27 protein-coding genes are annotated in these 25,891 nt (G+C 40.6%); 12 read left to right on the top strand and 15 right to left on the bottom strand.

Annotation, left to right across the window (positions count from 1 at the left end):
• Positions 1 to 7: 7 nt before the first annotated feature.
• The 3 genes from ABMY41_RS07840 to ABMY41_RS07830 all read left to right on the top strand — a co-directional run bounded on the left by ABMY41_RS07840 (position 8) and on the right by ABMY41_RS07830 (position 1,601).
• Positions 8 to 520: a hypothetical protein gene (locus tag ABMY41_RS07840; RefSeq protein ID WP_349274446.1), complete on the top strand. Its 513-nt coding sequence runs from the start codon at positions 8 to 10 to the stop codon at positions 518 to 520.
• Between the two features lie 36 nt (positions 521 to 556).
• Positions 557 to 742: a DUF1289 domain-containing protein gene (locus ABMY41_RS07835; RefSeq protein ID WP_138600737.1), complete on the top strand. Its 186-nt coding sequence runs from the start codon at positions 557 to 559 to the stop codon at positions 740 to 742.
• 64 nt (positions 743 to 806) lie between these two features.
• Positions 807 to 1,601 (top strand): glycosyltransferase family 25 protein, encoded by a 795-nt coding sequence (locus ABMY41_RS07830; protein WP_349274445.1) that lies wholly within the window; start codon positions 807 to 809, stop codon positions 1,599 to 1,601.
• A gap of 20 nt (positions 1,602 to 1,621) precedes the next feature.
• On the opposite strand, the gene ABMY41_RS07825 is transcribed toward ABMY41_RS07830, so the two are convergent.
• Entirely contained in the window at positions 1,622 to 3,403 is a 1,782-nt protein-coding gene (locus tag ABMY41_RS07825; protein ID WP_175080656.1) for a PDZ domain-containing protein, read from the bottom strand.
• 201 nt (positions 3,404 to 3,604) lie between these two features.
• On the opposite strand from ABMY41_RS07825, the gene ABMY41_RS07820 reads away from it, so the two are divergent.
• The 9 genes from ABMY41_RS07820 to ilvN all read left to right on the top strand — a co-directional run bounded on the left by ABMY41_RS07820 (position 3,605) and on the right by ilvN (position 14,964).
• The gene (locus ABMY41_RS07820; RefSeq protein ID WP_349274444.1) at positions 3,605 to 5,140 is read left to right on the top strand and encodes a diguanylate cyclase; all 1,536 of its coding nucleotides are present in this window, start codon (positions 3,605 to 3,607) and stop codon (positions 5,138 to 5,140) included.
• 71 nt (positions 5,141 to 5,211) lie between these two features.
• On the top strand, positions 5,212 to 6,555 hold the full coding sequence (gene ppnN / locus ABMY41_RS07815) for a nucleotide 5'-monophosphate nucleosidase PpnN (protein WP_349274443.1): 1,344 nt from the start codon (positions 5,212 to 5,214) through the stop codon (positions 6,553 to 6,555).
• A gap of 11 nt (positions 6,556 to 6,566) precedes the next feature.
• The gene (gene xni / locus ABMY41_RS07810) at positions 6,567 to 7,340 is read left to right on the top strand and encodes a flap endonuclease Xni (protein WP_349274442.1); all 774 of its coding nucleotides are present in this window, start codon (positions 6,567 to 6,569) and stop codon (positions 7,338 to 7,340) included.
• 71 nt (positions 7,341 to 7,411) lie between these two features.
• The gene (locus tag ABMY41_RS07805; RefSeq protein WP_349274441.1) at positions 7,412 to 7,795 is read left to right on the top strand and encodes a DUF3192 domain-containing protein; all 384 of its coding nucleotides are present in this window, start codon (positions 7,412 to 7,414) and stop codon (positions 7,793 to 7,795) included.
• A gap of 6 nt (positions 7,796 to 7,801) precedes the next feature.
• Complete coding sequence (locus ABMY41_RS07800) at positions 7,802 to 9,499, top strand: hypothetical protein (RefSeq protein ID WP_349274440.1); 1,698 nt, start codon at positions 7,802 to 7,804, stop codon at positions 9,497 to 9,499.
• Positions 9,500 to 9,714: 215 nt separating this feature from the next.
• Positions 9,715 to 10,722: an isocitrate dehydrogenase gene (locus ABMY41_RS07795; RefSeq protein WP_054563906.1), complete on the top strand. Its 1,008-nt coding sequence runs from the start codon at positions 9,715 to 9,717 to the stop codon at positions 10,720 to 10,722.
• 262 nt (positions 10,723 to 10,984) lie between these two features.
• Positions 10,985 to 11,959: a transposase gene (locus ABMY41_RS07790; RefSeq protein ID WP_349274439.1), complete on the top strand. Its 975-nt coding sequence runs from the start codon at positions 10,985 to 10,987 to the stop codon at positions 11,957 to 11,959.
• 783 nt (positions 11,960 to 12,742) lie between these two features.
• On the top strand, positions 12,743 to 14,467 hold the full coding sequence (locus ABMY41_RS07785) for an acetolactate synthase 3 large subunit (protein WP_063707503.1): 1,725 nt from the start codon (positions 12,743 to 12,745) through the stop codon (positions 14,465 to 14,467).
• Positions 14,467 to 14,964 (top strand): acetolactate synthase small subunit, encoded by a 498-nt coding sequence (gene ilvN, locus ABMY41_RS07780; protein ID WP_054551998.1) that lies wholly within the window; start codon positions 14,467 to 14,469, stop codon positions 14,962 to 14,964. Before ABMY41_RS07785 ends, ilvN begins: the two co-directional genes overlap by 1 nt.
• Before the next feature lie 83 nt (positions 14,965 to 15,047).
• Here ilvN and ABMY41_RS07775 read toward each other — a convergent pair whose 3' ends face one another.
• The 14 genes from ABMY41_RS07775 to ABMY41_RS07710 form a co-directional block, all read right to left on the bottom strand.
• Positions 15,048 to 15,323 (bottom strand): HU family DNA-binding protein, encoded by a 276-nt coding sequence (locus ABMY41_RS07775; protein ID WP_004586404.1) that lies wholly within the window; start codon positions 15,321 to 15,323, stop codon positions 15,048 to 15,050.
• A gap of 204 nt (positions 15,324 to 15,527) precedes the next feature.
• The gene (locus ABMY41_RS07770) at positions 15,528 to 16,061 is read right to left on the bottom strand and encodes a DUF3833 domain-containing protein (protein WP_349274438.1); all 534 of its coding nucleotides are present in this window, start codon (positions 16,059 to 16,061) and stop codon (positions 15,528 to 15,530) included.
• Entirely contained in the window at positions 16,054 to 16,551 is a 498-nt protein-coding gene (locus ABMY41_RS07765) for a chalcone isomerase family protein (protein ID WP_251601787.1), read from the bottom strand. The genes ABMY41_RS07770 and ABMY41_RS07765 overlap by 8 nt, the downstream gene beginning before the upstream one ends.
• A gap of 55 nt (positions 16,552 to 16,606) precedes the next feature.
• Entirely contained in the window at positions 16,607 to 17,101 is a 495-nt protein-coding gene (locus tag ABMY41_RS07760) for a DUF2878 family protein (protein WP_175080136.1), read from the bottom strand.
• A complete protein-coding gene (locus ABMY41_RS07755; RefSeq protein ID WP_175080137.1) occupies positions 17,079 to 18,341 on the bottom strand; it encodes a cyclopropane-fatty-acyl-phospholipid synthase family protein in 1,263 nt (420 codons plus the stop codon). The genes ABMY41_RS07760 and ABMY41_RS07755 overlap by 23 nt, the downstream gene beginning before the upstream one ends.
• Before the next feature lie 4 nt (positions 18,342 to 18,345).
• Positions 18,346 to 19,095, bottom strand: a complete 750-nt coding sequence (locus ABMY41_RS07750; RefSeq protein ID WP_105181835.1) for a DUF1365 domain-containing protein — start codon at positions 19,093 to 19,095, stop codon at positions 18,346 to 18,348.
• Complete coding sequence (locus ABMY41_RS07745; RefSeq protein ID WP_349274437.1) at positions 19,088 to 20,344, bottom strand: FAD-dependent oxidoreductase; 1,257 nt, start codon at positions 20,342 to 20,344, stop codon at positions 19,088 to 19,090. Before ABMY41_RS07745 ends, ABMY41_RS07750 begins: the two co-directional genes overlap by 8 nt.
• Positions 20,341 to 21,051: an SDR family NAD(P)-dependent oxidoreductase gene (locus tag ABMY41_RS07740; RefSeq protein WP_054562359.1), complete on the bottom strand. Its 711-nt coding sequence runs from the start codon at positions 21,049 to 21,051 to the stop codon at positions 20,341 to 20,343. Before ABMY41_RS07740 ends, ABMY41_RS07745 begins: the two co-directional genes overlap by 4 nt.
• Entirely contained in the window at positions 21,051 to 21,497 is a 447-nt protein-coding gene (locus ABMY41_RS07735) for a nuclear transport factor 2 family protein (RefSeq protein ID WP_349274436.1), read from the bottom strand. Before ABMY41_RS07735 ends, ABMY41_RS07740 begins: the two co-directional genes overlap by 1 nt.
• A gap of 1 nt (position 21,498) precedes the next feature.
• Positions 21,499 to 22,890, bottom strand: a complete 1,392-nt coding sequence (gene phrB, locus ABMY41_RS07730; RefSeq protein WP_349274435.1) for a deoxyribodipyrimidine photo-lyase — start codon at positions 22,888 to 22,890, stop codon at positions 21,499 to 21,501.
• Complete coding sequence (locus ABMY41_RS07725) at positions 22,890 to 23,843, bottom strand: DUF523 and DUF1722 domain-containing protein (protein ID WP_058584142.1); 954 nt, start codon at positions 23,841 to 23,843, stop codon at positions 22,890 to 22,892. Before ABMY41_RS07725 ends, phrB begins: the two co-directional genes overlap by 1 nt.
• 10 nt (positions 23,844 to 23,853) lie before the next feature.
• On the bottom strand, positions 23,854 to 24,504 hold the full coding sequence (locus tag ABMY41_RS07720) for a ChrR family anti-sigma-E factor (RefSeq protein WP_349274434.1): 651 nt from the start codon (positions 24,502 to 24,504) through the stop codon (positions 23,854 to 23,856).
• On the bottom strand, positions 24,497 to 25,120 hold the full coding sequence (locus tag ABMY41_RS07715; RefSeq protein WP_054562364.1) for a sigma-70 family RNA polymerase sigma factor: 624 nt from the start codon (positions 25,118 to 25,120) through the stop codon (positions 24,497 to 24,499). Before ABMY41_RS07715 ends, ABMY41_RS07720 begins: the two co-directional genes overlap by 8 nt.
• Positions 25,121 to 25,182: 62 nt before the next feature.
• On the bottom strand, positions 25,183 to 25,761 hold the full coding sequence (locus ABMY41_RS07710; protein ID WP_175081585.1) for an LON peptidase substrate-binding domain-containing protein: 579 nt from the start codon (positions 25,759 to 25,761) through the stop codon (positions 25,183 to 25,185).
• Positions 25,762 to 25,891: the final 130 nt, after the last annotated feature.

The following is a 25,891-nucleotide window of genomic DNA, read 5'->3' as shown; positions in this document are numbered from 1 at the left end:
GCCTGATATGAAAAAGCCACTCGCCGCCTTACTAACTGGCCTTGTTTTAACAGGTTGTACAGGACTAACAACTGAACAACAAGCGGCCATTGATAACCTAACCCCTTGCGAGAAAATCAACGCCCTATTAGGTGCTTACGACAACCGCTTTGAAGGCTTAAAACGTAGCCGTGTAAATACTAAATACATAGAAACATGGACAGCGAAATACAACCTTATTGCCGATAACTGTCAAATCACGGCGCTTGATAAAGACAATGTTACCTACCGCTGTGTAGGCAACTACGAGCAACAGCAACAAGCTGTCGCTGATCACACTCGTGCAGTTAATTTTACCCAAGCTTGTTTAGCGGGTAATAATTGGCACCAAACACAAAAAGAGTCAGCTGAATCGTTACGCACCACGTTTGTGCTTGACGAAAACAACCCTGTTATCTCAATTCATTCGGGTAAAACCCTATCACGCAAACAGCCTTGGTCTACCACGCTTGAAATTGGTAAGCCAATTGAAGGTAAGTAATACACTCATGAAGGCTATATTAGCCTTCACATCACTATGACAAAATCAAAAAAACCAACCAGCCAATTTAAAACAGATTGCATCGGTCAATGTCATCGCCTAAATGGCTATTGCACTGGCTGTGGTCGCAGTAATGATGAGATTTTTGACTGGATCATTTTATCCGAACAAGAAAAGCAAGCGATTTTAAATACTCCTCGCCCTGACATAAAAGCGAAATAGTTCTGACACCCAAGCGTCATTAAAGCTTGTTAGCCTGATTCAAACTGACCATCAGGTAACGATAATGACCGCTATTTTTGTAATTAACTTAGCAAGCTCTACTGAACGATTAAACCGTGTTAGCCATGAGCTCAACGCACAAAATTTGGCATTTGAACGCCTTGATGCAATTGATGGTAGAGAGCTGTCTGATACAGAGATAGCCAAGCACTATAGTGCTGATTTAAATATAAAAAAATACCATAAGCCATTGAGTAAAGGTGAGATTGGCTGTTACCTGAGTCACAGAAAAGCATGGCAAACCATTGTCGATAGGCAATTAGATTACGCCATTATTTTAGAAGATGACTTTGTTCTCGACCGCTCTATTCACAGTGCAATTGAAAACATTAGTACATTAAAACACCCTTGGCAGCTAATAAAATTGGCCGCTTATAAAGACCGAAATCGGGAAATTGCCTTTACAAAGCCCCTTGCTGATGAGCAACACTTAGTTATTCATAAAAAGCTTATGTCTGGCTGCTGTGCAACTGCTGTTAGTTTTGAAGGTGCAAAAGCGCTATTAAAAGCCACAGCCATATTTGGCCGCCCCGTTGACTGCGATTTACAGCATGTATGGGAAACCGGTGTTTATGGATACTCTTTGCTGCCCTACCCGGTATCACAACCTGATAATTCACAAAGTGATATTCGTGATAGATCAGTAAAAGTTAAAAAGTCGTTTTGGCGACGTAAAAAACAGCAGCTACAAAGTGCACTACTAAACGCAAAATACACTAAGCAGTTTGTAAAAACGCAGCTAGTACCAAACAAAAAGAAAGGAGCCGCAGCTCCTCTCTTACCAATCAAAAATCATTAACGATTTATTTTGCTTGGCTGTTATTTAGCTTGATTTGGGTGGTCAACACCCATCCATGCTTTAAACAATGCCATTTGAGCTGGTGTTGCATCTTTTAATGCTTTGACCTTTTTCTCTTTATCAAAGTCTTCGCTAAGTGTTAGCGTTGTGCTTTGTAATGCATCGCGTCTAATGAAATCAACAGTCACTGTGTCGCCTGCTTTAAACGTTTCGAGGCTGGCTGTTAAATCTTTACCAACATGCTTTTTGTTAAACGCCACGATTTTGTCATCAGTCGTTAAGCCCGCTTGCCATGCAGCGCCACCACGGCGAACATGAGTTAGGGTTAATAACTCACCGCTGTTTTTTGCAAACGAATCAATACTAGGTACTGATTTTGCGCCTTCAGGGCGAATTAAACCTAAGCCTACTTTTGCAAGTAGCTCATCAAAGTCGATAGCAGCTGGCTCATCCACATTCGCTTGCCACCAAGCGCTGTAATCACGACCTGTAAGCTCTTTTAAAATTGCTTTAACATCATCTGGCGTAAAACCATCTGGTAAACGATGCTTGTTGTAAAGCGCGCGGTGAACGTCGCGGTAACTGATTTTGCCATCGCTTTTTTCTAGCAAATCAATATCAAGTGCCATTGAAATCAATGAACCTTCTAAATAGATATTGGTGCTGTAGTTGCGAGCGTGGTCGCCGCCTTGGTTGATCCACTTATCAAAGCTTGTTTCGGTTGCACTTTGTACTTCGCGACCCGGTGTTTGTAAGTGACGATTAACGGTTTTCGTTAACGTACCGAAGAACTCATCAGTTGTTTCAATGCCAGCGCGCACCATTAAGTGATCTTCAAAGTAGCTGGTTGAGCCCTCTGCAATCCATAATGTTTTCGCGTAGTTAATATTGGTGTAGTCATACGGCGCGATACCTTTAGGGCGGTATGCTTTTACGTTCCAAGTGTGAATAAATTCGTGAGCTGCGGTGCTGATAAACGCAAGGTAATCTTTACGAGAACCAAAACGGTCACGTGGGCGCTGGATAATGGTTGAGTTTAAATGCTCTGTTGCACCGCCTGCTCCTGACGTAGCATGCACCATAAATACGTAACGCTCATACGGGTAGTTATCCCAAATTACGTTACCCGTTGTCACTAGCTTTTTAAGGTCAGTTAGCATTTGTTCTACATCGTAGTTGCCTTCACCCCAAATAACGAGTTCGTATTCACGACCATCAACAGTGAACTTATGTAGCTCATTGATACCCGTTTCGATTGGTGAATCAACTAAAATATCGTAATCAGCGGCCTTAAAACTGTGTTTAGAACCCGCATTTTCCATACCCGATACTGAGCGCCATTCTTTTGGTACATTTAGCTCAACTTTAACTGGGTCTTGGCGGAATGATTCGCTGAACATGAAAAAGCCAGATGCATCAATGAAGGCATGACTGTCATCAATATGACGAGCACGTTTACCTAGCTCGTTAGCGTAAACTTGGTAATCTACATTGACTTGAGTAGGTTCGTTTAGATGAACACGCCAAGTGCTGTGGTCAATTTTTTCCCACTTTAAAGCCTTACCATCATCATCTTTTGCTTCGAAAAAGCGCACGCCATTGGCAAGATTTAAAATTTCGTAACGGCCAGTACGCCAAGCTGGAAGTTTAATATCTAAATGTGCTTGTGCTGTTTGCGGAAACTCAACACTTACATTACCTAAATGGTGCTCAGGCTGAGTGATAGACAGTGAGTAGTTCACATCTGCAAACGCACTGCTAGAACAGGCCGCCAAAATAGACATTGCCAAAAACTTTTTCATAACAACTCTTTTTATTACTATCAAAATTGCGAAACAGCCTAACAATTGCGAGAAAAAATGTGAATTAAAAACCGATAAACAGCCATTGCAACAAGTTTGATAGACAAAATAGCTAAGTTTTTGACTTGGAACCTACATTTCGTATTAATTTGTTGTAAACTTAGCTAATAGAAATTTGAATTTTGATGGCGGTATTACTAGGTGCAGCAACAGCATGATGTTCTTAATAAAAAGTTAAAGCAAGCGATCGACGCTCGAACAGTGGTCGAAGATGCGCGCAAACATCAAGTTGAAGTTCTTTCTCAGTTTGCAGCGAAACTATCGCTAAGCTGTAAAGGACTAGACATTGAACTAGACAATCGTTTAGCAAAATTTAGAAATGCCCTTAAAAAAGGGGTTAAATTCGAATTACTCACCCCCTTTATCGATGATGTGCTTGGCCTGTTAAAACAACAAGAAACTAAGCAAATGACACTGCAACGTGAGCTAAATGAAAGCGTCACTGACGCAGGCAAGCAGCTGCAAAAAGTACGAGGCTTGCCTGATGATGCACGTCGTTCGCTACGTTACTTACTCGATCACGAATTAAATAATATTCAGTCTAATCATGACTTTGTGCCACTACTTTCGAAGCTGATTTTAATTTATCATCAAGCCTTACAAGCCAAGCTTGCAACAACAAATACAGCTGAGGCGCAAATAAGACCAGAGCTTGCCACACAGCTGCTTTCTCTTGCCAATGACTTAGTGCTCGAAGATGAAAGTGCCGAGCAAATTAAGACTATCAAAAGTAAAATAACCCACAATGATAGTGTTGACGATCTGCTTGATTCTGCACTGAATATTATCAGCATCGTTACGCGCAATATGAGCAAAGAGCGCCAATCAGCGCAAAGCTTTTTGATCTCATTAAATCAAACAATCGAAGATTTACATCATTCCATTGTTTCTACCAGCAAGCATTCAGAATCTCTGAGCGCTGAATACGACACGCTTAACAAGCAAATCGAAAGCAAAATTAAAAACCTGCATACGCAAACACAGCAAGCGACGTCTATTTCTTCGCTTAAAGAGCTTGTAGAAGAAGAATTAAAATCATTAAGTGATGATTTAATTGCGAAAGAAAAGCTAGAACAAACCGAACGCGAAAGCTTACTCGCTAGCTTTAACGATATTAATAGCCGCATTAGTCATTTAGAAACCAAGCTTTCTACCTATAAGCAGCGCCTAAATGAGCAGCGCTTTAAAAGCTTACTCGATGGCCTAACTAAGTTGCCAAACCGTGCTGCATTTGATGAACGCTTTAACCATGAATTTAACTTATTTAATGTGCAAGAATCAGATATCACCTTTGTAGTGATTGATGTAGACCACTTTAAATCAATCAATGATCAATATGGCCACAGTGCTGGTGATAAAACACTGCAAGTAATTGCTAAAGCATTACAAAAATCAATTCGTAAATCAGACTTTATTGCCCGTTACGGCGGCGAAGAGTTTGTGTTATTAATGAGTGGAATGTCGATTGAAAATGCCGCTGTGCCACTTGAAAAACTGCGCAAAACAATTCAAGGCATTCCGTTTAAATTTAAAAATAAACAAGTAGAAATCACCATTTCTCTTGGTGCAACCCAGTTGAAAAAAGGTGATACCCCGCTGATTGCCTTTGACCGTGCAGATGAAGCACTATACAAAGCTAAGAACGAGGGACGAAATAAAGTTTGCATTAGCAAATAAAGGCCTCATCTAGTATGTGAGGTCTTTGACACACAATGATAAAGGCTCATAGACGAGCCGGGAGAGTGCTTATGTTAAAACAACTGAATCCTACAGGTGTACTGGATTTACTATCGCAACTAGAAGTTGATCTACTCGAACAATCATCCACCAGCGAGCGCTATAAATTATTTAGGAACTGTGTGCTCGCGGTTCTCAATGTGGGCAGCCACACCGATTCAAGCTTAGAAATTTACAATAAATACGAAGACTTTGATATTCGCTTATTAAGCCGCGAACGCGGGATTAAGATCGAACTTGAAAATCCACCCGAATCCGCCTTTGTTGACGGCGAAATTATTACCGGTATTCATGAACATATCTTCTCGGTTATTCGCGATATTCTGTTTATTTGTCAAAAGTACGAAAAAGATTTAACAGAACAAAAAGCCATTACTCATATGGTATTCGATATGCTGCGAAACGCAGGCGCATTGAGAGTAAATAGTGACCCAAGCATGATAGTTTGTTGGGGCGGCCACTCTATTAACGAAGTGGAATACAAATATACCAAACAAGTTGGCTATGAGCTTGGCCTTCGTGGCTTAAACATTTGTACCGGCTGTGGCCCTGGTGCAATGAAAGGCCCAATGAAAGGTGCCACTATTGGCCATGCCAAGCAACGTATTACTAATAACCGTTACTTAGGTTTAACCGAACCAAGCATTATAGCCGCTGAGCCACCAAACCCAATAGTAAACGAGCTGGTGATTTTGCCTGATATCGAAAAGCGTTTAGAGGCTTTTATTCGTACAGCCCATGGCATTATTATCTTCCCAGGTGGGGCGGGTACCGCAGAAGAGCTGTTATACCTCTTAGGTATTTTGCTACACCCAGATAACGAAAAACAATGTTTACCAGTGATCCTTACTGGCCCTAAAGAAAGTGAAAACTATTTTATTGAGCTGTGTAAATTCGTTGAGAAAACGCTTGGTAAAGCGGCGCTAGATAAGTTTGAAGTGATCATCGATGATCCAGAGCGCGTTGGTAAAACGCTTAAAGCGAAGATGGTTGAAGTGCGCGAATACCGCAAGAGCCAAGGTGATGCCTACTACTTTAATTGGACACTAAAAATCGATCATGATTTCCAACAGCCGTTTGCACCAACTCATGCTAATATGTCGAGCTTAGATTTACATTTAGATCAACCAACTCAGCAACTCGCAGCTAATTTACGCCGTGCGTTTTCAGGCATTGTAGCTGGTAATGTTAAAGACGAAGGCTTACAAGCCATCAAACAACATGGCCGATTTGTGCTAAGTGGTGAACCTGCGCTTATGGCTGATATGGACAAACTACTGGCAGCATTTGTTGAGCAAGGCCGAATGAAGTTGCCTGGCAGTAAGTATATTCCTTGCTATGAGATCAAAGCCTAACAGGAGCCTATGTGACAACCCAATTACTTTTAATAGATGCGCTAAATCTTATTAGGCGCATCTATGCTGTTGATAGTAATCAGAGTCATCACAGTGAAGAGCATATGATAAAAGCAAGCTGTGCCCGCGTGGCACATGCTTGCAAAAAGTTACGCCAGCAAACGAATGCGACTCACGCGATTGCCGTGTTTGATGGTGAAAGAAGTTGGCGTTATCACTACTTTGAGGCCTACAAAAGCACTCGTTCACCAATGCCTGACATCCTCAAGCAAAACTTATCACGCTTTAAACAAGCAATTGAAGACACTGGCATTGTGGTGTTTTCACCTGATAATGATGAAGCCGACGATATAATTGCTACTCTTGCTTACAAGGCCGCATCTAATAATGTGCATTCTACTATCGTTTCTACCGATAAAGGGTTTTTGCCGTTTTTATCTGAGCAAATTGCAATATTTGATTACTTCAAAAAACAGTATATTGAGCTTGAAGATATCAAGCAGCGCTTCGATGTACCAAAGCATCGACTTGCTGATTTTTGGGCATTAGCAGGTGATAAAACCAATGATATTCCGGGCGTTAAAGGGATAGGTAATAAGTCGGCGCAGCAATTAATCAACGATTATGAGTCTATAGAAGTGGCCATGAACGATGATGAGCTAAACCCGACTCTTAAACGTAAGCTGAGTTCAGAAATGGACATGTTCGTAATATCAAAAAACCTTGTTATGCTGCGTACCGATATTAACTTAGGCTTTAGTTTAAAGCAGTTAAGGCTCAATTAGTCGCAATCTCGTAGCACAGTTTGCCAACTAAGCGTATACTGAAAATTCGCGTTAGTTTTATAGAGTTACACATGTTTAAAAAGGTTTACCAATATCTGGTACTTGGGTTAGGTGTTTATGCACTGATAGCAACCCTAGTGATCACTTTTTATAAAGATGATCCGCAAGCCATGATCTGGCAAGACCGTGAAGCTTTTAATAAACGCTATATCGCAAAACTATCGATTGATAAGCCCGAAAACCTTAATGCGGTGCTTGATTATTTAGGTAGCCCCGATCTAACCTATGCTAAACGAGTCGAAGACAATGTTTGGCAGATTATTTTTTACCGCACTCAGCATGTTAAATCTGATGGCATAACCACCATCGATGAGTGCACAGGCCTACTATTTAAAAATGGTCAGCTGGTATTATGGGGGCCAAGTGCCTATGAAAGCTATCAACAAGAAACCTAACCGCTTATGATGGAAAACGTGACGCCACGGGAATTGGCACGCTTATTTGATAGTACACACCAGCTACTTAAGCTTTATCATAAAAAGCAAAAATGGTCACAAATTTTCCCTTTATTAAGTAACCTAGCTGAGCGTTATTACCTAATATACCAAGCTTGCCCAAAAGGGATGCAAGCACAACTAAGCTTGTATGTACCGAACCATGGTTACACCACAAACTTAGTTGTAAACCAATGTGTTGTAGCCTGCATTTTGTGCCGCAGCCTTAACTACAACCAAGCCATTAGCGAACAAATTATTAGCTGCTGTTTAGCCAATTACCTTTGCGTTCAATCCCAAAGTAATAAGTTAGCGGCAGGACAGACCCTGACGGCTCAAGATAAAAAGCTTTGGCAGTGTCGCCATCAATTAGCAGCAAAATTACTAAAAGACTCAGGCCCACATACGCTTTCTATTCAGCATTTATTAGCGCGTTTAAATAAATATAAACAAGCCCTATTAAGCGCGCCAAAAATTATGATTTACGATGGCGCAACAACCTTAGTTGCTTTGGCTAATATTATTGCCATGAATACGACTTACCGCGAGTCGGGTGGTCACATTAGTGTGCACAAAGCCTTAGCTGATATTTATTTACGCACCCCTAACGAGTTTGCCCAAAATGCTATAAAAGCACTGATTGCGCATATTGGCCCTTACATTCCGGCCAGTGAAGTAAAGTACGCCGAACAAGTACTTATTTATTTAGCCACAGATGAACATGGCCGCCATATATTGGTTGATGCCAGCCGCCCTGAAAAAATTCGTTGGCATCGCTTCAAAGCAAGCTTAACTATTTTTGACAAACAAAGGCATTGTAAAGACTCTCGTTTGCTATACACAGTTTGGTTTAGTGAAAACATTAACTTTGCTGAGCCACAGCCAATAAATCAGCAGCGCAGGCAGCACTATTTAGAGTTAATTAGCACGTTAAAAGTATCGCAAGAATATAGCTTTCGTGGCTTAAACAAACTTTTAAGCCCCTACCCTGAATTGATAACCCAGCTTACCGTTGCTTCTAAACCCTACAATAAAGAGCAGCAAAGAGCTAAAGACTTGCGCCATTGTTTATCTATGGTCGGATACGATAACGCCCCTGCTATTATCCAAAAAGTATTATTTCAACGCTTGGTTGCAACCACCTCTCACCCGCTTTTTCAGCATATATCTAAGCGCCTTGAGAATATGGTGCGCATTATTCAGGCGTTATTTAAGCACAACGATTCTATTCAATTTGAGCAAGTTACTTTGCCCTTATATGCCTACGTTCTTTATCTTTGCGAACATCAAGCAACCAGAATTTCTCGTAAAACTGTATTTGAGCAGGCCGAAGAGCAAGTAATAAGCCCACCGCTTGCCTGTTTGTTTGGGGTTAGTCACTTAAACCAAGAGCCACTAACGGCGTATTTAAGTCAACTGATTGGCGATAACAGTTGGACACAGCATTTACTTGGTAGTGAGCAACATAAAAAGCAAACACTCGATATCAATGAAAAACATTGGGTCGCGATTAAGCTATTTACTTATTATGTTTTTCAACCCAAAGCGCTATTTAGTAGTTGGCAAGAACAGATTATTTTCGACAGCTTATCGGCTGCTGGATGGCAATCAAAAGCAGATTTTTATGCATATCTGAAAAACTGTGAATTTGCAGACAATTTTTAGATTGTGTTGTTAAAAAGTGCGAAAACGTTAAATAAATATGAACTTTAGTCTGTTTATAGTCAGTATTCACAGGATAAACTGGCAAAAAGCTGAATAAATTGCTATAAAAGCCGCTTAAATTTTCAAACACATCCACGTAAACCCTCTAACAAGTAAATCGCATGCTATTTCGCGATAAGTTTACGTGTTTATCTACTCATAAATAGGAAAAGTAAATGGCTAAACAAACCATCACAGTGATCAAAGGCGACGGCATTGGTCCTAGCATTATTGATTCAGCACTTGAGATCCTTAAAGCTGCAGGTTGCGATTTTGATTATGAATTCGTTGATGCTGGCCTTGCTGCCCTAGAAAAAACTGGTGAGTTACTTCCGCAAGAAACAATCGACACTATCGCGCGTAACAAGATCACTTTAAAAGGTCCTTTAACAACGCCAGTTGGTGAAGGTTTTACTTCAATCAACGTAACTTTACGTAAAAAGTTTGGCCTTTACGCTAACGTACGTCCTGTTAAATCATTCGCAGGTACACAAGCTCGTTACGACGACATCGACATCATCACTATTCGTGAAAATACACAAGGCATGTACTCAGGTCTTGGCCAAGTGGTTTCTGAAGATGGTAACGAAGCAGAAGCAATGTCAAAAATCACCCGTGAAGGTGCAGAAAAAATCGTTACTTTTGCATACGAACTAGCGGTACGTGAAGGTCGTAAAAAAGTAACTGCTGTACACAAAGCTAACATCCTTAAATCAACATCTGGTTTATTCTTAAAAGTTGCACGTGAAGTAGCTGAGCGTTACCCACAAATCGAATCAACAGAAATGATTGTTGATGCAACTTGTATGAAACTAGTTATGACTCCTGATGAGTTTGATGTAATTGTTACTACAAACTTATTCGGTGACATCCTATCTGACCTATGTGCTGGTCTTGTTGGTGGTTTAGGTATGGCTCCTGGCGCAAACATCAGTGAAGATGCAGCAATCTTCGAAGCTGTACACGGTAGCGCACCAGACATCGCTGGTAAAAACCTTGCAAACCCAACGTCAGTGATCTTAGCATCTATCCAAATGCTAGAGCACCTAGGTATGGGCGACACTGCAGAGCGCATCCGTAGCGCAGTTGCTGATGTTATCAAATCAGGCGACCGTACAACTCGCGACCTAGGCGGCAGCCACGGTACTACAGACTTCACTCAAGCTGTAATTGAGCGTCTATAAAAAACATTTGTTTAAGGCTTATGACAAGCTAATAACCCTTAAACACCTCTTTTTCAAAAGCCAGTCTACGACTGGCTTTTTTATTCCCTCTACTAAATTGAATACTTAATTGGACATCCACTTTTATCTTTTAGCTTATTTGGACATCCACTTTTATCTTTTTAGTAAAACCTCAACATAAAACTAGACACCCAACTTAAAATTTCTCACTTCTCAAAATTATGGCTAAACTTGTATTGTTCAACTCAAGGAGGAGAAGAGCATGGCAACCCCACGTAGAAACTTAATTAGCGTTTCAAACACGCCTTACTATCATTGTATTTCACGCTGCGTTCGTCGCGCTTATTTGTGCGGGCAAGACCCACTAACAGGTCGTTCGTATGAACACCGGCGCGATTGGGTTGAAAAGAAACTATTTCAACTTGGCAGGATATTTTGTATTGATATTTGTGCCTACGCGGTTATGAGTAATCACACGCACTTGGTCCTTCACATCGATATAGCAAAAACAAAGCGCCTGAATAATAGAGCGATTCTTATTAGATGGCACAAGTTATTCAAAAGTACATTCCTTTGCCAACGATTCTTAAATGGCGAATTGCTAACACAAGCTGAGCTCGCTGCAGTTAATGCCAGAGTAAATTTATATCGAGAACGGCTCAGCAGCATTAGTTGGTTTATGCGAGTTCTTAATGAGAATATTGCACGAAAAGCGAATCAAGAAGATGAGTGCAAAGGACGATTTTGGGAAGGTCGCTTTAAATCACAAGCTTTACTTGATGAAGCAGCACTTGCCGCTTGCCTTGCATATGTTGATTTGAACCCTGTAAGAGCAAAAGCGGCCGATTTACCAGAAGAATCTGACTACACCAGTATTAAATCTAGAATTTATGCAGCTCAAAATAATAAGCAACCAAAATCGCTTATGAGCTTTGCAGGTAAGCCTCGTAAACATATGCCTAAGGGACTACCATTTGAGCTCAAGACATATCTGCAACTTGTAGATTGGACTGGCCGCTCAATACGAAAAGATAAGCCTGGGAAAATCCCAGAAGAAGCATTACCAATACTTGAAAGATTAAACATTTGTACAGAAAACTGGCTTACACTCACCACTTCTTTTACCCGCTCATTTAAAAATACTGCAGGTAAAGAACAAGCAATCACAGCTTATACTAATCACATGAAGCGAAAACGAAGAAGCTCTATAGCTAATAGCTTAGCCTTATTTACTTAGTTACGGATTCGACACTAGAAGTCAATTTTACAAATCCAACCCTTTAATTCTAGAGGTATAACGACTTTTGCAACTAGCATTTTCCAGTGTGTAAAACTAAAAAATAACTCAGCACATAAGACTGTAATTTAATTAATGACGATGAAAAATCACTATTTTTATAGCAATTCAACTTGTTTTCAATAATTCACATCTATCTTTAGCTGATTCTTATTAAAAATAAGATGGGTGTCTGGTTAAATATTTAAGTTGGCTGTCTTTTCAAAAATTAACCAAACCTTATTGTAGCGAGGTGTTAAGTTGGGTGTCTAATTATAAAAAGAATCCGATTCTGATAGTAGCTAAGTTATGCAAGGCAGTAACGTAAATGCGTTATCTATTGGTATAGTTAGCAATTTGCCACACGAACAATTCAATGCATAGTTCCACCCCAAAATAATGACAACCAAGCATCTAGATGCAACAAAAATATCAAAAAACAAAAATACAGAAAAATTAATGCAAAAAGCCACATTTGCGGTTGACATCAGTTTCCAAAACGCTTAAAAATACTCCTAACATTTTTTAAACAGCAGCCATCTAGTCGGCTGTGCATTTTTTAGAAGAAAATTAAAAAATAATGAATATTCGCCGTCACCTTTTAGTCGTCAACGTTCTCGTACTGGTCTTAGTTACAAGCCCAGCGGGAGGCTATTAAAAGGTGAAAGCACGCTTTTTAAAAAACCCCCGCCATATGCGGGGGTTTTTTTATGCATTTATGCTTGCACACACAGAGGAATGAGGATGAGTACAACTGAATATAATGGATCCGAACTAGTTGTTCGGGCACTTAAAGAATTGAATGTTAAATATATTTTTGGCTACCCAGGTGGGTCAGTTCTTGATTTATACGACGCGTTATTTCAACAAGAAGATATTGAACATATCCTAGTACGTCACGAACAAGCCGCAACACATATGGCTGATGGTTATGCCCGTGCTACCGGTGACGTCGGTGTGGTGCTTGCAACTTCAGGCCCAGGGGCTACAAACTGTATTACTGGTATCGCGACTGCTTATATGGATTCTATTCCAATGGTGGTGTTATCTGGCCAAGTTCCTACTGGTTTAATTGGTGATGATGCATTCCAAGAAACTGATATTGTTGGTTGTTCTCGCCCTATCGTAAAACACAGCTATAACTGTCGAAGTGCAAAAGAGATCCCTGCCATCTTAGCAAAAGCTTTCTACTTAGCCAGCACAGGCCGCCCTGGTCCGGTTGTGGTTGAATTACCAAAAGATATGCTTAATCCTGAGCTAAAGTTCCCATTCGAATTTCCAAAAACCACTGAGCTTCGAACTTATAACCCGAATACTAAAGGTCACTCAAAACAAATTCGTAAAGCAGTGAACGCTATTTTAGAAGCTAAAAAGTTGGTTATTTACTCAGGTGGCGGCATTATTCTATCAAATACCTCTGAGCAACTAACTCACTTGGTTGAATCATTAAATGCGCCAATCACTAACACCTTAATGGGCCTAGGTGGTATCAGCGGTACTCACCCTAACTTTATTGGTATGTTAGGTATGCATGGTAGCCTTGAGGCAAATAAAGCCATGGCAAATGCTGATGTTATTTTAGCTTTAGGCGCTCGATTCGATGATCGGGTAACAAATAACGTTAAAAAGTTCTGCCCTAATGCCACTATCGTTCATGTTGATGTTGACCCAACCTCTATTTCTAAAACAATTAAAGCGCACATCCCGGTTGTTGGCTGCTTGCAAACAGTGCTTGAGCAGTTACAAACGGCGATTGATAAGAGCCCTATTTCAATTGATCGTTCTGCACAAGAAGACTGGTGGCGTCAAATTATTAGCTGGCGTGAACAAAAATGCCTAAGCTACAGCACTGATGGCGATAAAATCAAACCACAAGCCGTTATCGAGGCAATTTACAAAGCAACCAATGGAGATGCTTACATTAGCTCTGATGTAGGTCAGCATCAAATGTTTGCAGCTCAGTATTATCCGTTTAAACACCCTCGCCAATGGATTAATTCTGGTGGCTTAGGCACCATGGGCTTTGGTTTACCTGCGGCAATGGGCGTTAAGCTTGCCTTCCCTGACAAAGAGTCTATCTGTGTGACGGGTGATGGTTCAATCCAAATGAACATTCAAGAACTATCAACATGTTTACAATATAATTTAGCAGTAAAAGTTGTGTCATTGAATAACCGCTCACTGGGCATGGTACGTCAATGGCAAGATATGATGTATTCAGGTCGTCACTCATCTTCTTACATGGAATCACTTCCTGATTTTGTAAAATTAGTAGAAAGCTATGGCCACGTGGGTATTCGTGTTGATCATATTGATGAATTACAGCCTGCTATTGAAAAAGCCATGTCTATTAACGACAGACTGGTATTTTTAGACATCTGTGTAGATGAAAAAGAACATGTTTACCCTATGCAAATCAAGCTAGGGGCAGTCGATGATATGTGGTTACGTAAAGGAGTAAAAGCATAATGCGCCGTATTTTATCAATCTTATTAGAAAACGAACCTGGCTCGTTATCGCGCATTGTAGGCTTATTTTCACAGCGCGCTTACAACATCGATAGCTTGACTGTTGGCACGACTGACGATCATTCTCTTTCGCGTATTACCATTACAACCATGGGTGATGATCGCATCGTTGAGCAAATTACTAAGCAAGTTAACAAACTGGTAGATGTTCTAAAGATTATTGACTTAACCGAAATGGCGCACATCGAGCGTGAGCTATTATTGGTGAAAGTTTTTGCCCAAGATGAAACCACTCGTGCAGCGGTAACGCGTGTTGCTGATGTGTTCCAAGGTGCTATTTTAGATATGGGTCGCCACAGTTACACACTGCAACTTGTAGCGAGCACAGAAAAAATTGAATCTTTCCTTGATACCCTGCGTCATGAATCAGACATTATTGAAGTTGTACGTTCAGGTGCGGTTGGTATTGGTCGTGGTGATAAAGCGTTAAAGGCATAAGCCTTTTTCGCTAGCGCGACAAAACTCCAGATACAAAAAAAAGGGCTATAAGCCCTTTTTTCAATAATTAGTAAGTTACCCTATTAAGGATTAACTTGGTCTTTAAGACCTTTACCCGCTTTAAAGCTTGGGATAGTTGCTGCTGCGATTTGGATTTCTGCACCAGTTTGTGGGTTACGGCCAGTACGCGCTGCGCGCTCTTTTACTGAGAAAGTACCGAAACCAACTAATGCTACTGAGTTACCTTCTTTAAGAGAGCTAGTAACTGCGCCAGTGAATGCATCTAGTGCACGAGTTGCTGCCGCTTTTGAGATTTCTGCATCAGTAGCAATTTTTTCAACTAATTGAGCTTTATTCATTGTTAGATTCCTATTCGTTATTATTTTGCCTTCGCAAAACCTATCTTTATGCATTTTTGAGAAGTTAGCAACAGCAAATTGCTATTTTTACGTAATTTATTCAAAAATGACTACTATTTAACTATCAATCACAAGGTTAGTGACATCAGTATTAATAAAGACTTAATTTAACTTCCATCACATAGTTTTATGATAGCTAAACCATCATTCAATTTTCTCGATAACCAAGGTAACTTCCCCGACCTCAAAGCCAAACTTATCAATAGCGGTACGGTTTATCAAGCGTGATTGTGTTACCAAGTACATCCAATCATCGAAATTTACCACTAAAGTACTACCATCATATGGAAGCTCGACAGAATATGTCCAATGGAACACGCTTCCATTGCTCTCACCCTTTGCTTCGCCAATCACATCTGATGCTGTCCCTGTGATACTGCCATCATCATTAATGGTAATGTACCAAACACGGGTTTGCGTTTCGCCATCATCATAAACAAATTGCTCGTCAATCACTCCCTGATTGCCGTTCCAAGATGCTTGCATGTCAACTACCAGCTTACGAGTTAACTCGCCCTTGTGGTCTTGCACAACGCCGTAGGCTTTGAGCTCACCACTAAAAAACTGCTTAAAGTCAAACTTAGGCTCTGTTCCTTGATAATAATCAACATCTGGCGCAGAGCAGCTGGTAATTAACAGTACCACAGCAAAAATAAAGAGTGCTTTGAGCTTAATCATGTTTCCCTCCAATAAGCTGTTTACGAAGTGATGGTTCAGACGTGTCGGCGCTTAGCCAAATTGCTAAGAAGTTGTCAGCGAATCTATTATCATCGATCTGACCTAGCTCTTTATCATTAAAGTAAAAAGTACCGATCCCTTGCTCGTTGGTTTGAAACGACAACGAATCGTTTTTTTTGATATCAGGCCAAAGGGCTAATAATTGGTTATCGTAAGTACCTACCATGTCATTGAGCTTTAAATGTTGCCATTGCTCGTTGGTTGCTTTGACGATGTCTTTCGCATCGAAATCCCGCAAATAAGTAAGTGTAAGTTTGCTGGGGTGTTGGCCAAACTGATACGAACCCGATGGGGTCTCTAATTTAGCGTTATAAACATCCCAAAACAAATACTCCATTTTCGCTTGGCCAACCGTTTTAAAGCCATTTGCATACACGCCCGCAGAGAACAATAACGCAGCAAATAAACTTAAATTAAGTGACTGTTTCATCAAATAATCCTTAAAGTTGTGTTATCAAACACTACGAAAAACCACCTAAAACTGATCATTTAGCCGTTAAAAATCGCTTATTAATAGCGATAATAGCCATAAACATACTTGCCCAACCTAAGCCATACACAAGCCAAAACTGCCAAAGAACAAGCTCAGTATTAAGTACTTCAAAGCGCATTCCAGCGTAGTAACTAGCAGGAGCAAATAACACACAAACACCCCATGCAATATACCAAGGCAGCTTTTGTAGGAATTGCATCGAAGTATTAATGGTTAAAAGCAGTGCAGCCCAAAGTACAGCAAGCCATAAAGGAAAAGGGCTTACTTTAAAGGCAAGTAAGTTTAAGCTGCTGGCAAGCCATTCATAGCCCAGTGCGAGAGGCAAGCCACATAAGAGTAGCCAACTATCTTGCTGGCGTTGCTTTGATAGGTAAATCATCAAAGCGACAACAGCTAAAGCGGGTATCAGAGAGTTATGCTCAAGGAGTAAGGCCATAAACCATACCCCTTGAAACAGAGCAAAATTAATAATCGAGCGCGATATCATCGCCAGAATGGCCAAAACGAGGTTTACGGGCAACTAAATGAACGGTACTGATAGCACGGGTTCTAAACGCACCTTCACAGTAAGCTAAATAAAATAACCACAAACGATAGAATCGCTGGTCAAATTTGACTTTATCTATTTCAGGCCAGCTAGCGACAAAGCGCTCGCGCCAATCAGCCAGTGTTCTTGCATAGTGAACACCAATATCTTTTACACTATGCACAACCATGTCTGTTTGCTGCTTTATTTGCTTATTCATTTCGTCTAAACAAGGCAAACAGCCACCCGGGAAGATGTACTGCTGGATGAAATCGGAATTTTTAAGGTAGTGGCTGTAACGCTGATCAGCTATGGTGATTGCTTGAATAAGCATTGCACCACTGTCTTTTAGTAAAGACTGACATTTTGCAAAAAAGCCAGGCAAATACTCATGACCGACAGCTTCAATCATTTCGATTGATACAAGCTTATCGTACTTGCCTTCTAAAAGACGATAATCCTGCTTTAATAACGTGATTTTATGCTCTAGGTTAAGCTCTTTGACCTTTTGTTCCACATAAGCATGTTGCTCGTCAGAAATGGTGGTTGTCGTTACATGGCAATCAAAATGCGTTGCGGCATAAATCGCAAAGGCGCCCCACCCTGTGCCAATCTCAATCACCGAATCACCTGGTTGTAAATCAACCTGCTCACAAATCAATGCCAGTTTGTGCTCTTGGGCCTGTTCAAGGCTAGCTTGTTTTGACGGGTAAACAGCGCATGAATACAACATTTCGTCACTTAAAAATGCACTGTATAAATCGTTGCCTAAATCATAGTGCGCCGCAATATTCTTTTTTGAACCGCTTGCTGAGTTTTTATTTTTAATGTGATTAACTCGGTGCGCAATGCCGCTTAAGAAGGCGAATTTTTTCTCGAATGCATCTAGCTGTTCTTGATTAAGGGCAAATATTTCAATAAGTTTAGTGAGGTTGTCACAATCCCAATAGCCGAGAATATACGCCTCTCCGGCACCCACACTGCCAGACAAAGCAAATGACTTATACATAGCAGCATCATTTACCGTGACCGTTGCGTGTAAATCACTTGTAATGTCACCGAATTGCTCTTTTTGATTACCCTCTTTTAGGGTAATGCAACCGACATTGATACTATTGAATGCACCTATTACCAGTTTTTTATAAAGCTTTGTCATCCAGCCGGTCGTTTGGGCTTGCGTTAAATTTGATACTTTTTCCATCACATCACCTAGTTGAATTCTCTTGTTTGCCCGAGTGGCCAATAAATGGCACACGTTTGCAAAACAACTTCAAAGCATGAAGGTAAATACCTTTAAAAATACTTAACGTCATAGCCGGAAACTGTTTAAGCACGGCACTAACCTGCTCTTTCGTGAGAGGGTGCTTTTGCAAACGCAGGGTTGCATCAAACAAAAGAGTGTCGTCTTTTTTATTTTCAATATGAATCATGGTGTTATCAGAATTCATTCTAATATGCCAATGATAGTTCATATCTAAGTTCATGAAAGGTGATACGGAGAAAACCTTTTTAAAGTTCACTTTTTTTTCAAGGGGTACGACATAATAATGACGTTCATTCCAAGGCGTGTTGCTGACTTCAGCAAGCATGTGAGTGAACTCGCCATGACTAGTTTGAAAGAAGAAAAAATTAACCGGGCTAAAATAAATTCCTAAACAGCGCACCTGTCCGAGCATAAAAACATGGGTAAATTCATCGTCAATGCCAAGCTCTTTAATTTTATTAAGTGCACGCTGTTTGAGTGGCAGTTGCATATCGGTTTGATAATTAAAATAGTCGCTCTGATTAAATTTAAGCGCCTTAAAGCCACTTAAGCCAAGCCAAGGGTGAACACCATTAAGTTCATCAGGCTTAGCTAAATCAACCCACATCATATAAAGCGGGTACTTAAAGTGATGCTCTTTGACGGCAAAGCGCCTGTGGCGAACATCACCTACATATATGGCGCTATTCAAACTCGACTCCGAGTTGCTTTGCCACATTTACAGCACTTCTTACACCGTCTTCGTGGAAGCCGTTGTACCAGTACGCACCGCAAAAATAGCTATTATTTTTACCGTCAATAAGAGACTTTTGCTGCTGAGCGGCAATCGACTGTTTATTAAATACCGGATGATGATAAGTAAACTCACGCAGAATTCTGTCTTTTTTAATGCCTTCAAGGTGATTAAGCGTGACACAAAATTGCGTGTCGCTCTTAATGCCTTGCAAAATATTCATCTGATAAGTCACAACAGCAGCTTTGTCTGTGTTGTTATTTAACAGATAATTCCAGCTCGCCCATGCGGCTTTGCGTTTTGGTAGCAGTGTAGTATCAGTGTGTAGTACCACTGAGTTAGCCGTATAAGGTATCGCTGATAGAACACTTTTTTCGTCTTCAGTCGGATCTAATAACAGTTTTAATGCTTGATCTGAGTGGCAAGCAAACACAACTTTATCGAATGATTCACTGTGGCCATCATCAAAATGAACATGCACATTGTCATCTTTTCGAGATACCGAGCTGATATTACTATTTAAACGAATTTTATCAGCAAAACCTTGGATCATAGGTTTAATGTATTCGCGAGAGCCACCCGGAATAACATACCACTGCGGACGATTAGTGATATCCAACAAACCGTGGTTATAAAAAAACTTAACAAAAAACTCTACGCCAACTTGTGCCATCTCTTTAATGCTTGTTGACCAAATAGCAGCGCCCATCGGCAAGATATAATGAAAACGAAAGAACTCGTTAAAGTCATGCTCGTCTAAAAACTCGCCTAAGGTTTGATTTTCCTTGTAATTTTGTTCAGCATGCAATGATTTACATACATCATTAAAGCGAACAATGTCTTTTAAAAGTTTCCAGAATTTAGGGCGTAAGATATTGCGCTTTTGTGCGAACAAACTCCAAAAAGTATGGCCGTTATATTCAAAGCCGGTTTGTTCGTTATGCACACTAAAGCTCATTTGGGTTTTCTGACGCTCAACGCCCAAGCGCTTAAGTAGTTTTTCAAAATATGGGTAAGTTCGGTCGTTAAAGACAATAAAACCTGTATCAACAGCGTACTCAACGCCATCAACTTTTACGTCTATGGTTGCAGTATGGCCACCTATGTAGTCGTTTTTCTCAAATACGGTTACATCGTAGTGCTTATGCAATAGGTGCGCACAGCTTAAACCCGCTATGCCAGATCCAATAACAGCCACTTTTTTCAACGTGATAATCCTTTTGCAAGCTTCAGCCAAAGTGGCGTAGGAAGCATTCTTAAAAATTTTAAAATGAAGGTAAAACGGTGCGGAAAGTGCACTTCTTTGCGCCTTTTCGCGACCCCTTTATAAATATAATTTGCCGCTTTTTCTGCACTCACAGCCATAGGCATAGGAAAGTCATTTTTGTCTGTAAGCGGCGTTTTAACAAAACCTGGGTGAACTAAAGTGACATCGATATCTTTTAAATCAACCGCTAAGCTATTAGCTAAATAACTTACACCGGCTTTAGACGCACCATATGCTTGGCTGCGTGGTAAGGGTAAATAAGTCACACTAGAGCTTACGATCACCAGCTGACCACCGGGCTTTATTTTTGGTAATAACGCCTCCAGGCAATAGCCCATACTGAGCAAGTTGGTCGTGATCACCCGCTCAAACAAACTGCTGTCAAAATTGCGAGCATCATCAATGTATTCACAATTGCCAGCATTTAGAATAACCCGGTCAAATTGTGTATAAGCCACTGTGCTCGAACGAATATCTTGAAGGTCGGTTGCGTCAAACTGGCAAGACTCTATATTTTGATGCTGGCTCAATTTAGCAAGCTTTTCTGTATTTCTACCGCATGCAATGACCTGTTCATTATTGTCTGCATAAAGCTTTGCTAATGACTCGCCAATACCTGAGGTTGCACCTGTAATTAATGTCGTCATTATGCACTCGCTCTTTTATCGATGTATTTCACAGCCGAGCCAAGCACTGGAATATGCCTGTAGAGCATAGCACCTACGTCAAAATAATCGCGATGATTGATTATCTTATCGCCAGCAAATTTTAAACAGCTATGACCCGCAACCGAGATTGCTTGGCCTTTATTGAGCTTTGGATGGCGATAATGCATGGTCCAATAAATAAACGCGATGTCGTCTTTGCTCTGAATATTTTCAGTCACATAGCTGTCTTCGATAGCAAATTCGCAAGAAAGTACATTGGCGTAGAGGTTTTTGAAATAGTCACGCAGCTCCCCAAGACCATTTACCGCATGCAAAGGATCTGCAAACTGGATATCTGGGTGATAAATTTCATCCAGTAACTGTAAATTGTCTTTATTGAGTGATTGATAAACACTAATAAACCTATCAAGGATCGCCTTGTCCATGTCACACCTTAAATGCGTTTAGCGCTCGCTCTCGCGCGGCTTTATGATCAACAATTGCTGGCCAATAACTGCTCGACTTACCCTGTTTCGCTAAATATTCATGCGGAAAATGGATTTGCTTAGCAGGAATTTTTTCCAGCTCTGGTAAATATTTACGGATAAATTCACCATCTGGATCAAATCGCTCGCTTTGGGTGATAGGATTAAAAATTCGAAAATACGGTTGAGCATCACACCCCGTACTTGCAGCCCATTGCCAGCCACCGTTGTTAGAGGCAAGGTCGCCGTCTATAAGATGCTGCATGAAAAAGCGTTCGCCTTTACGCCAATCAATTAATAAGTGCTTGGTTAAAAAGCTCGCGACTACCATGCGTAAACGGTTATGCATCCAGCCAGTTTGCAGTAGCTGCCTCATTGCAGCATCAACTAACGGGTAGCCTGTTTTACCTTCGCACCATGCTTTAAAGTCGCTGTCATCATCACGCCACTTCACGGCGTTGTATTTCTCATTAAAGTTATCGTATTTATTTAGGTTTGGATAAATCGCGATAAGATGGCGGTAAAATTCACGCCAAATCAGTTCGTTAACCCAACAAAATAAGTTACTTTTACTACTGCGTAGTACATCAGGGTGGCGCTGTTGGATCAGTGCCAATAATTGATGAACGCTAATAATGCCAAGTGCTAAGTAAGGGCTTAAACCTGAGGTGCCTTTAATGCTTGGGATATCTCGTTGGTCTTGATATGTTGCGAGTTTTTCTTCAATAAAGCGCGCGCAAACGTGGCTGAGCGTTTCATCATCTACAGGCCACTTTTCTGAGCTTCCGTCTGAGGCTAATAACTCACTTGGCTGCCACTCAATGGGTTCGAACATCTTAGGCGGCTCAGCAAAATAAAAGTGGGTGTCTTGATAAACTTTTAGCCATGCATTTTTAAATGGCGTGAATACTTTAAACATTTCGCCGCTTTGATTTTTGATGCTTCCCGGTGGCGCAATTACATCGCCATCGTATGCGTAAAAAGCAATCCCTTTACTATCAGCGTGCTGTAAAAAGGCTTTATCTCGGTTTACTTCATTAAGCTCATATTCGTTGTTAGCGTATACATTTTTTACTTGATGCAGCTCGCAAAATGAGGCTAATTTTTCAACACAACCGGCGTAATCAGCTGCATCAATAATATGTAATTCAATACCTTTGCTAGCTAAAAGCTCCCCCAAGAAGCTAAGCCTACGCTTTAATAAATCTAGCTGGATAGCAGCCACATCATGCTTTTGCCATTGCTTTTCAGTAATAAAAAATACCGCATTTCTGCAACCATTTTCGATTGCCTGATACAAAGCGTCGTTATTAAAAAGGCGCAGATCGCGCCTAAACCAAAATAATGTATTCATTAAATTCCGTAGCGTAGTTTTAATTCGTTCGGATAGGGGTCAAGATACACTTGCTTAGCAAGATACTCGTTTGGATGCACTTTTAAATGATGCTTAATTAGCGTAAGTGGTACGTAAAGTGGCACTAACCCTTGGCGATATTCATCGATGGCATCACGTAGTTCTTGCTTTTCAACCTTAGAAAGTGATTTCTTAAAGTAACCTTGCAAGTGCATTAATGTATTAGCGTTATTTTTACGTGAAGCTGGTTTTTTAAGGGCTGTCATTAACCCTAAAATATATTCATCAGCCAAAGTTTGGATATCTTCGCCATCAAAAGTGCCAAGTAGATTTCCTAAGCTACGGTAAGCTTCGTAGTTATGTGCCATCAATAAGTACTTATATTGGGCATGAAACTGAGTCAATCTATGTACTGTGAGTGGTTGCTCGCTTAGTGTTTGCCAGTGCTTGTAGGTATAAACACGCATTACAAAGTTTTCGCGAAGATGCATATCATTTAAACGACCGTTTTCTTCGCATGGTAACAATGGGTTATGTGCCATTATTTGCTCTGCAAAAAAACCCACCCCTTCTGAAGTATTGCCTGTACCCGCTTCGTTGTAGATTTTAATACGTTCCATACCGCAACTAGGACTTTTAGCGCAAAACACAAAGCCGCTTAATTCTGCAGTTTGTTCTGTCGCAACACGCTTACCGTATTCTGTTAATTTAGGGCCAACATCGCCTGTGCCATCTGGGCGGCACACTTTAATAGTATCGCCAACACGCACTTGACGAATAGTTGGTCGAGGGATTGGTAGCCCTACCGCTACTTCAGGACAAAACTTTTTATATTCAACATGGTTAGCCAACTCATCCATGCAAAAATTAGATTTTTTGTGCCCGCTATCAAAGCGAACCTTGTCGCCTGCTAAGCAGGCGCTTAAACCAATTTTAATTGTCGATTGCTGCATATAAACTCTACTAATAGATAAGATTTCCAATTGGGTTCAGTAATTTACTAATACCTTTATTGAAGTGTAGGGCACTACTAACAACTGTAAAGCACAAGCACCCTTCAATCGTTTTTGGTGTGTGATTGTGACGACCATCTAACATCATAAAGTCACCTGGTACATAGTGTCCGTCTTCATCACTAAACTCCCCATCTAATAATAATGTGAGCTCAAATCCAGTATGTGTGTGCTCAGGTATTTCACCACCCGCATCAATATGAAGCAGGCTTGCTCGTAATGGGCCATCTTCTAAATCAATTCGAGAGCGGGCAAGTTTACCTATTTGCATAAAATTACTGTGGCCAATACGCGTAAGCGCTCTAGGCAAAGTGTAGGTTTTATCTTTAACATCAACCAACACCTGTTCATGCTCGTACACTTCATCAATTGATTCATCAGCGGTGATGGCATCAAAAAGTGATTTATCGAACATATCATCCAGGTCGCTAGCTGATTCAGTAAATACATTGTCAGCGTTTTTTGCTTCAAGCGCAGCGAGTTCTTTTTGACACACAGGGCACATTTCAACATGAATAGCGACTGCAACACTCAAAGTGGCAGGTAGATTACCTTCACTGAACTTGGCAAGTAATTCGTTGCTAGGATGGTGCTTAATCATGGTGATCTCCCATTTCATTGCGTAACTTCTGCAAGGCTAAGCGAAGACGAGATTTCACTGTGCCTACGGGAATATTTAAATGCTCAGCAAGCTGTTCTTGCGACATATCTTGAAAGTACACCCCGCGGACAACTTCACGTTGCGCAAGCGGTAATTTATCAAGGTATTGTTTAATCTGTTTATCTTCTAAGTGGTCACTAAATTCGTGCTGGCCCGGCTCGGCTTCATCAATCAATGGCCAGATATCTTCACTAATACACTCTTCTTTACTGCTCTTCATTTTTCTTAGCATATCGAAAGAGGCATTACGCATTACTGTGTATACCCACGTTGTCGCTGCACCTTTTTCTTTATGGTAGAGGTGTGCTTTACGCCAAACTGAGGTTAGTGTTTCTTGAACTAATTCCATCGCTTGTGCTTCAGAACCGAACTGCTTTATTCCAAAACGTTTAATTTTTGGTGAGAAATATTGGAAAAGTATTGCAAACGCACGTTTATCACGGTGCTCAGCAACAGCAAATAAAGCATCAGCAAGCTCTTTGCTTGGAGTATCTGGCATGGCAGAGTATTGACCTGTGTTAGGTTTACAACCTGTTTGAAGTTGTTGACTTACCATCTTTATGTCATCCAATTATTGTCGTTAGAAGTAATACGGCAAAAAGTTGATGTTAGATCACATTAATCAGTAAATTCGTTGTTGATTAGAGTATGGAGGAAACTTAGCAAGTTTTCAAAGTTAGATTTATAAGCAAGTTGTTGTTTTTTAACTAACGATATAGGCAAAATTTCAAGCCAGCGGGCAACAACCCAAGCAAGGTTATCGAATTGTGGGTCTTTATATAGGCCTGCTAAATCCGGCTGATTTGCAAATACAGCACGAAGTGTGTCACTCAATAAAGTGTTTTCGTCATTAATTGGCGTACTTACGTACCATGAAGGTGACGTAATTATTTCGATGTCAGCATGTCGAAGTTGCTGCTTATCCTGAAAAGCGTTATGCATAGACACTGCATGCTCAGCATAAACATCAATTAATAATTGACCATTATCATCTTGATTGAAGTCGGTTATTTGCACTAAACAACCAATTTCGGGCAAGTTAAGATCTGTATCGTGTTGGTAAGTGCACAGCACAAAACCAGTGTTATCTTGTACAGCTTCTTTGACCATCGTTAAGTAACGCTGCTCAAAAATTCTTAGCTTGGTGAACCCTTCAGGTAAAATGAAAACCGGTAAAGGAAAAATCGCACGCTTCATAAAGTCTACTATTCTAAAACCACATGCCTTTAATTACGTGCGCTTTTAATCCGCCGATCAATATTTCATGAAATCTTAATATCTACTTTGTACCTTAGAAGTTGAACCATTGTGCAACGTTACGAAATAA

Origin of the sequence: Pseudoalteromonas sp. BZA4, from assembly GCF_040104395.1 — a bacterium.
In the GTDB taxonomy this organism is placed as follows: Bacteria; Pseudomonadota; Gammaproteobacteria; order Enterobacterales; family Alteromonadaceae; genus Pseudoalteromonas.
This window is presented reverse-complemented; position numbering and strand designations above follow the sequence as displayed.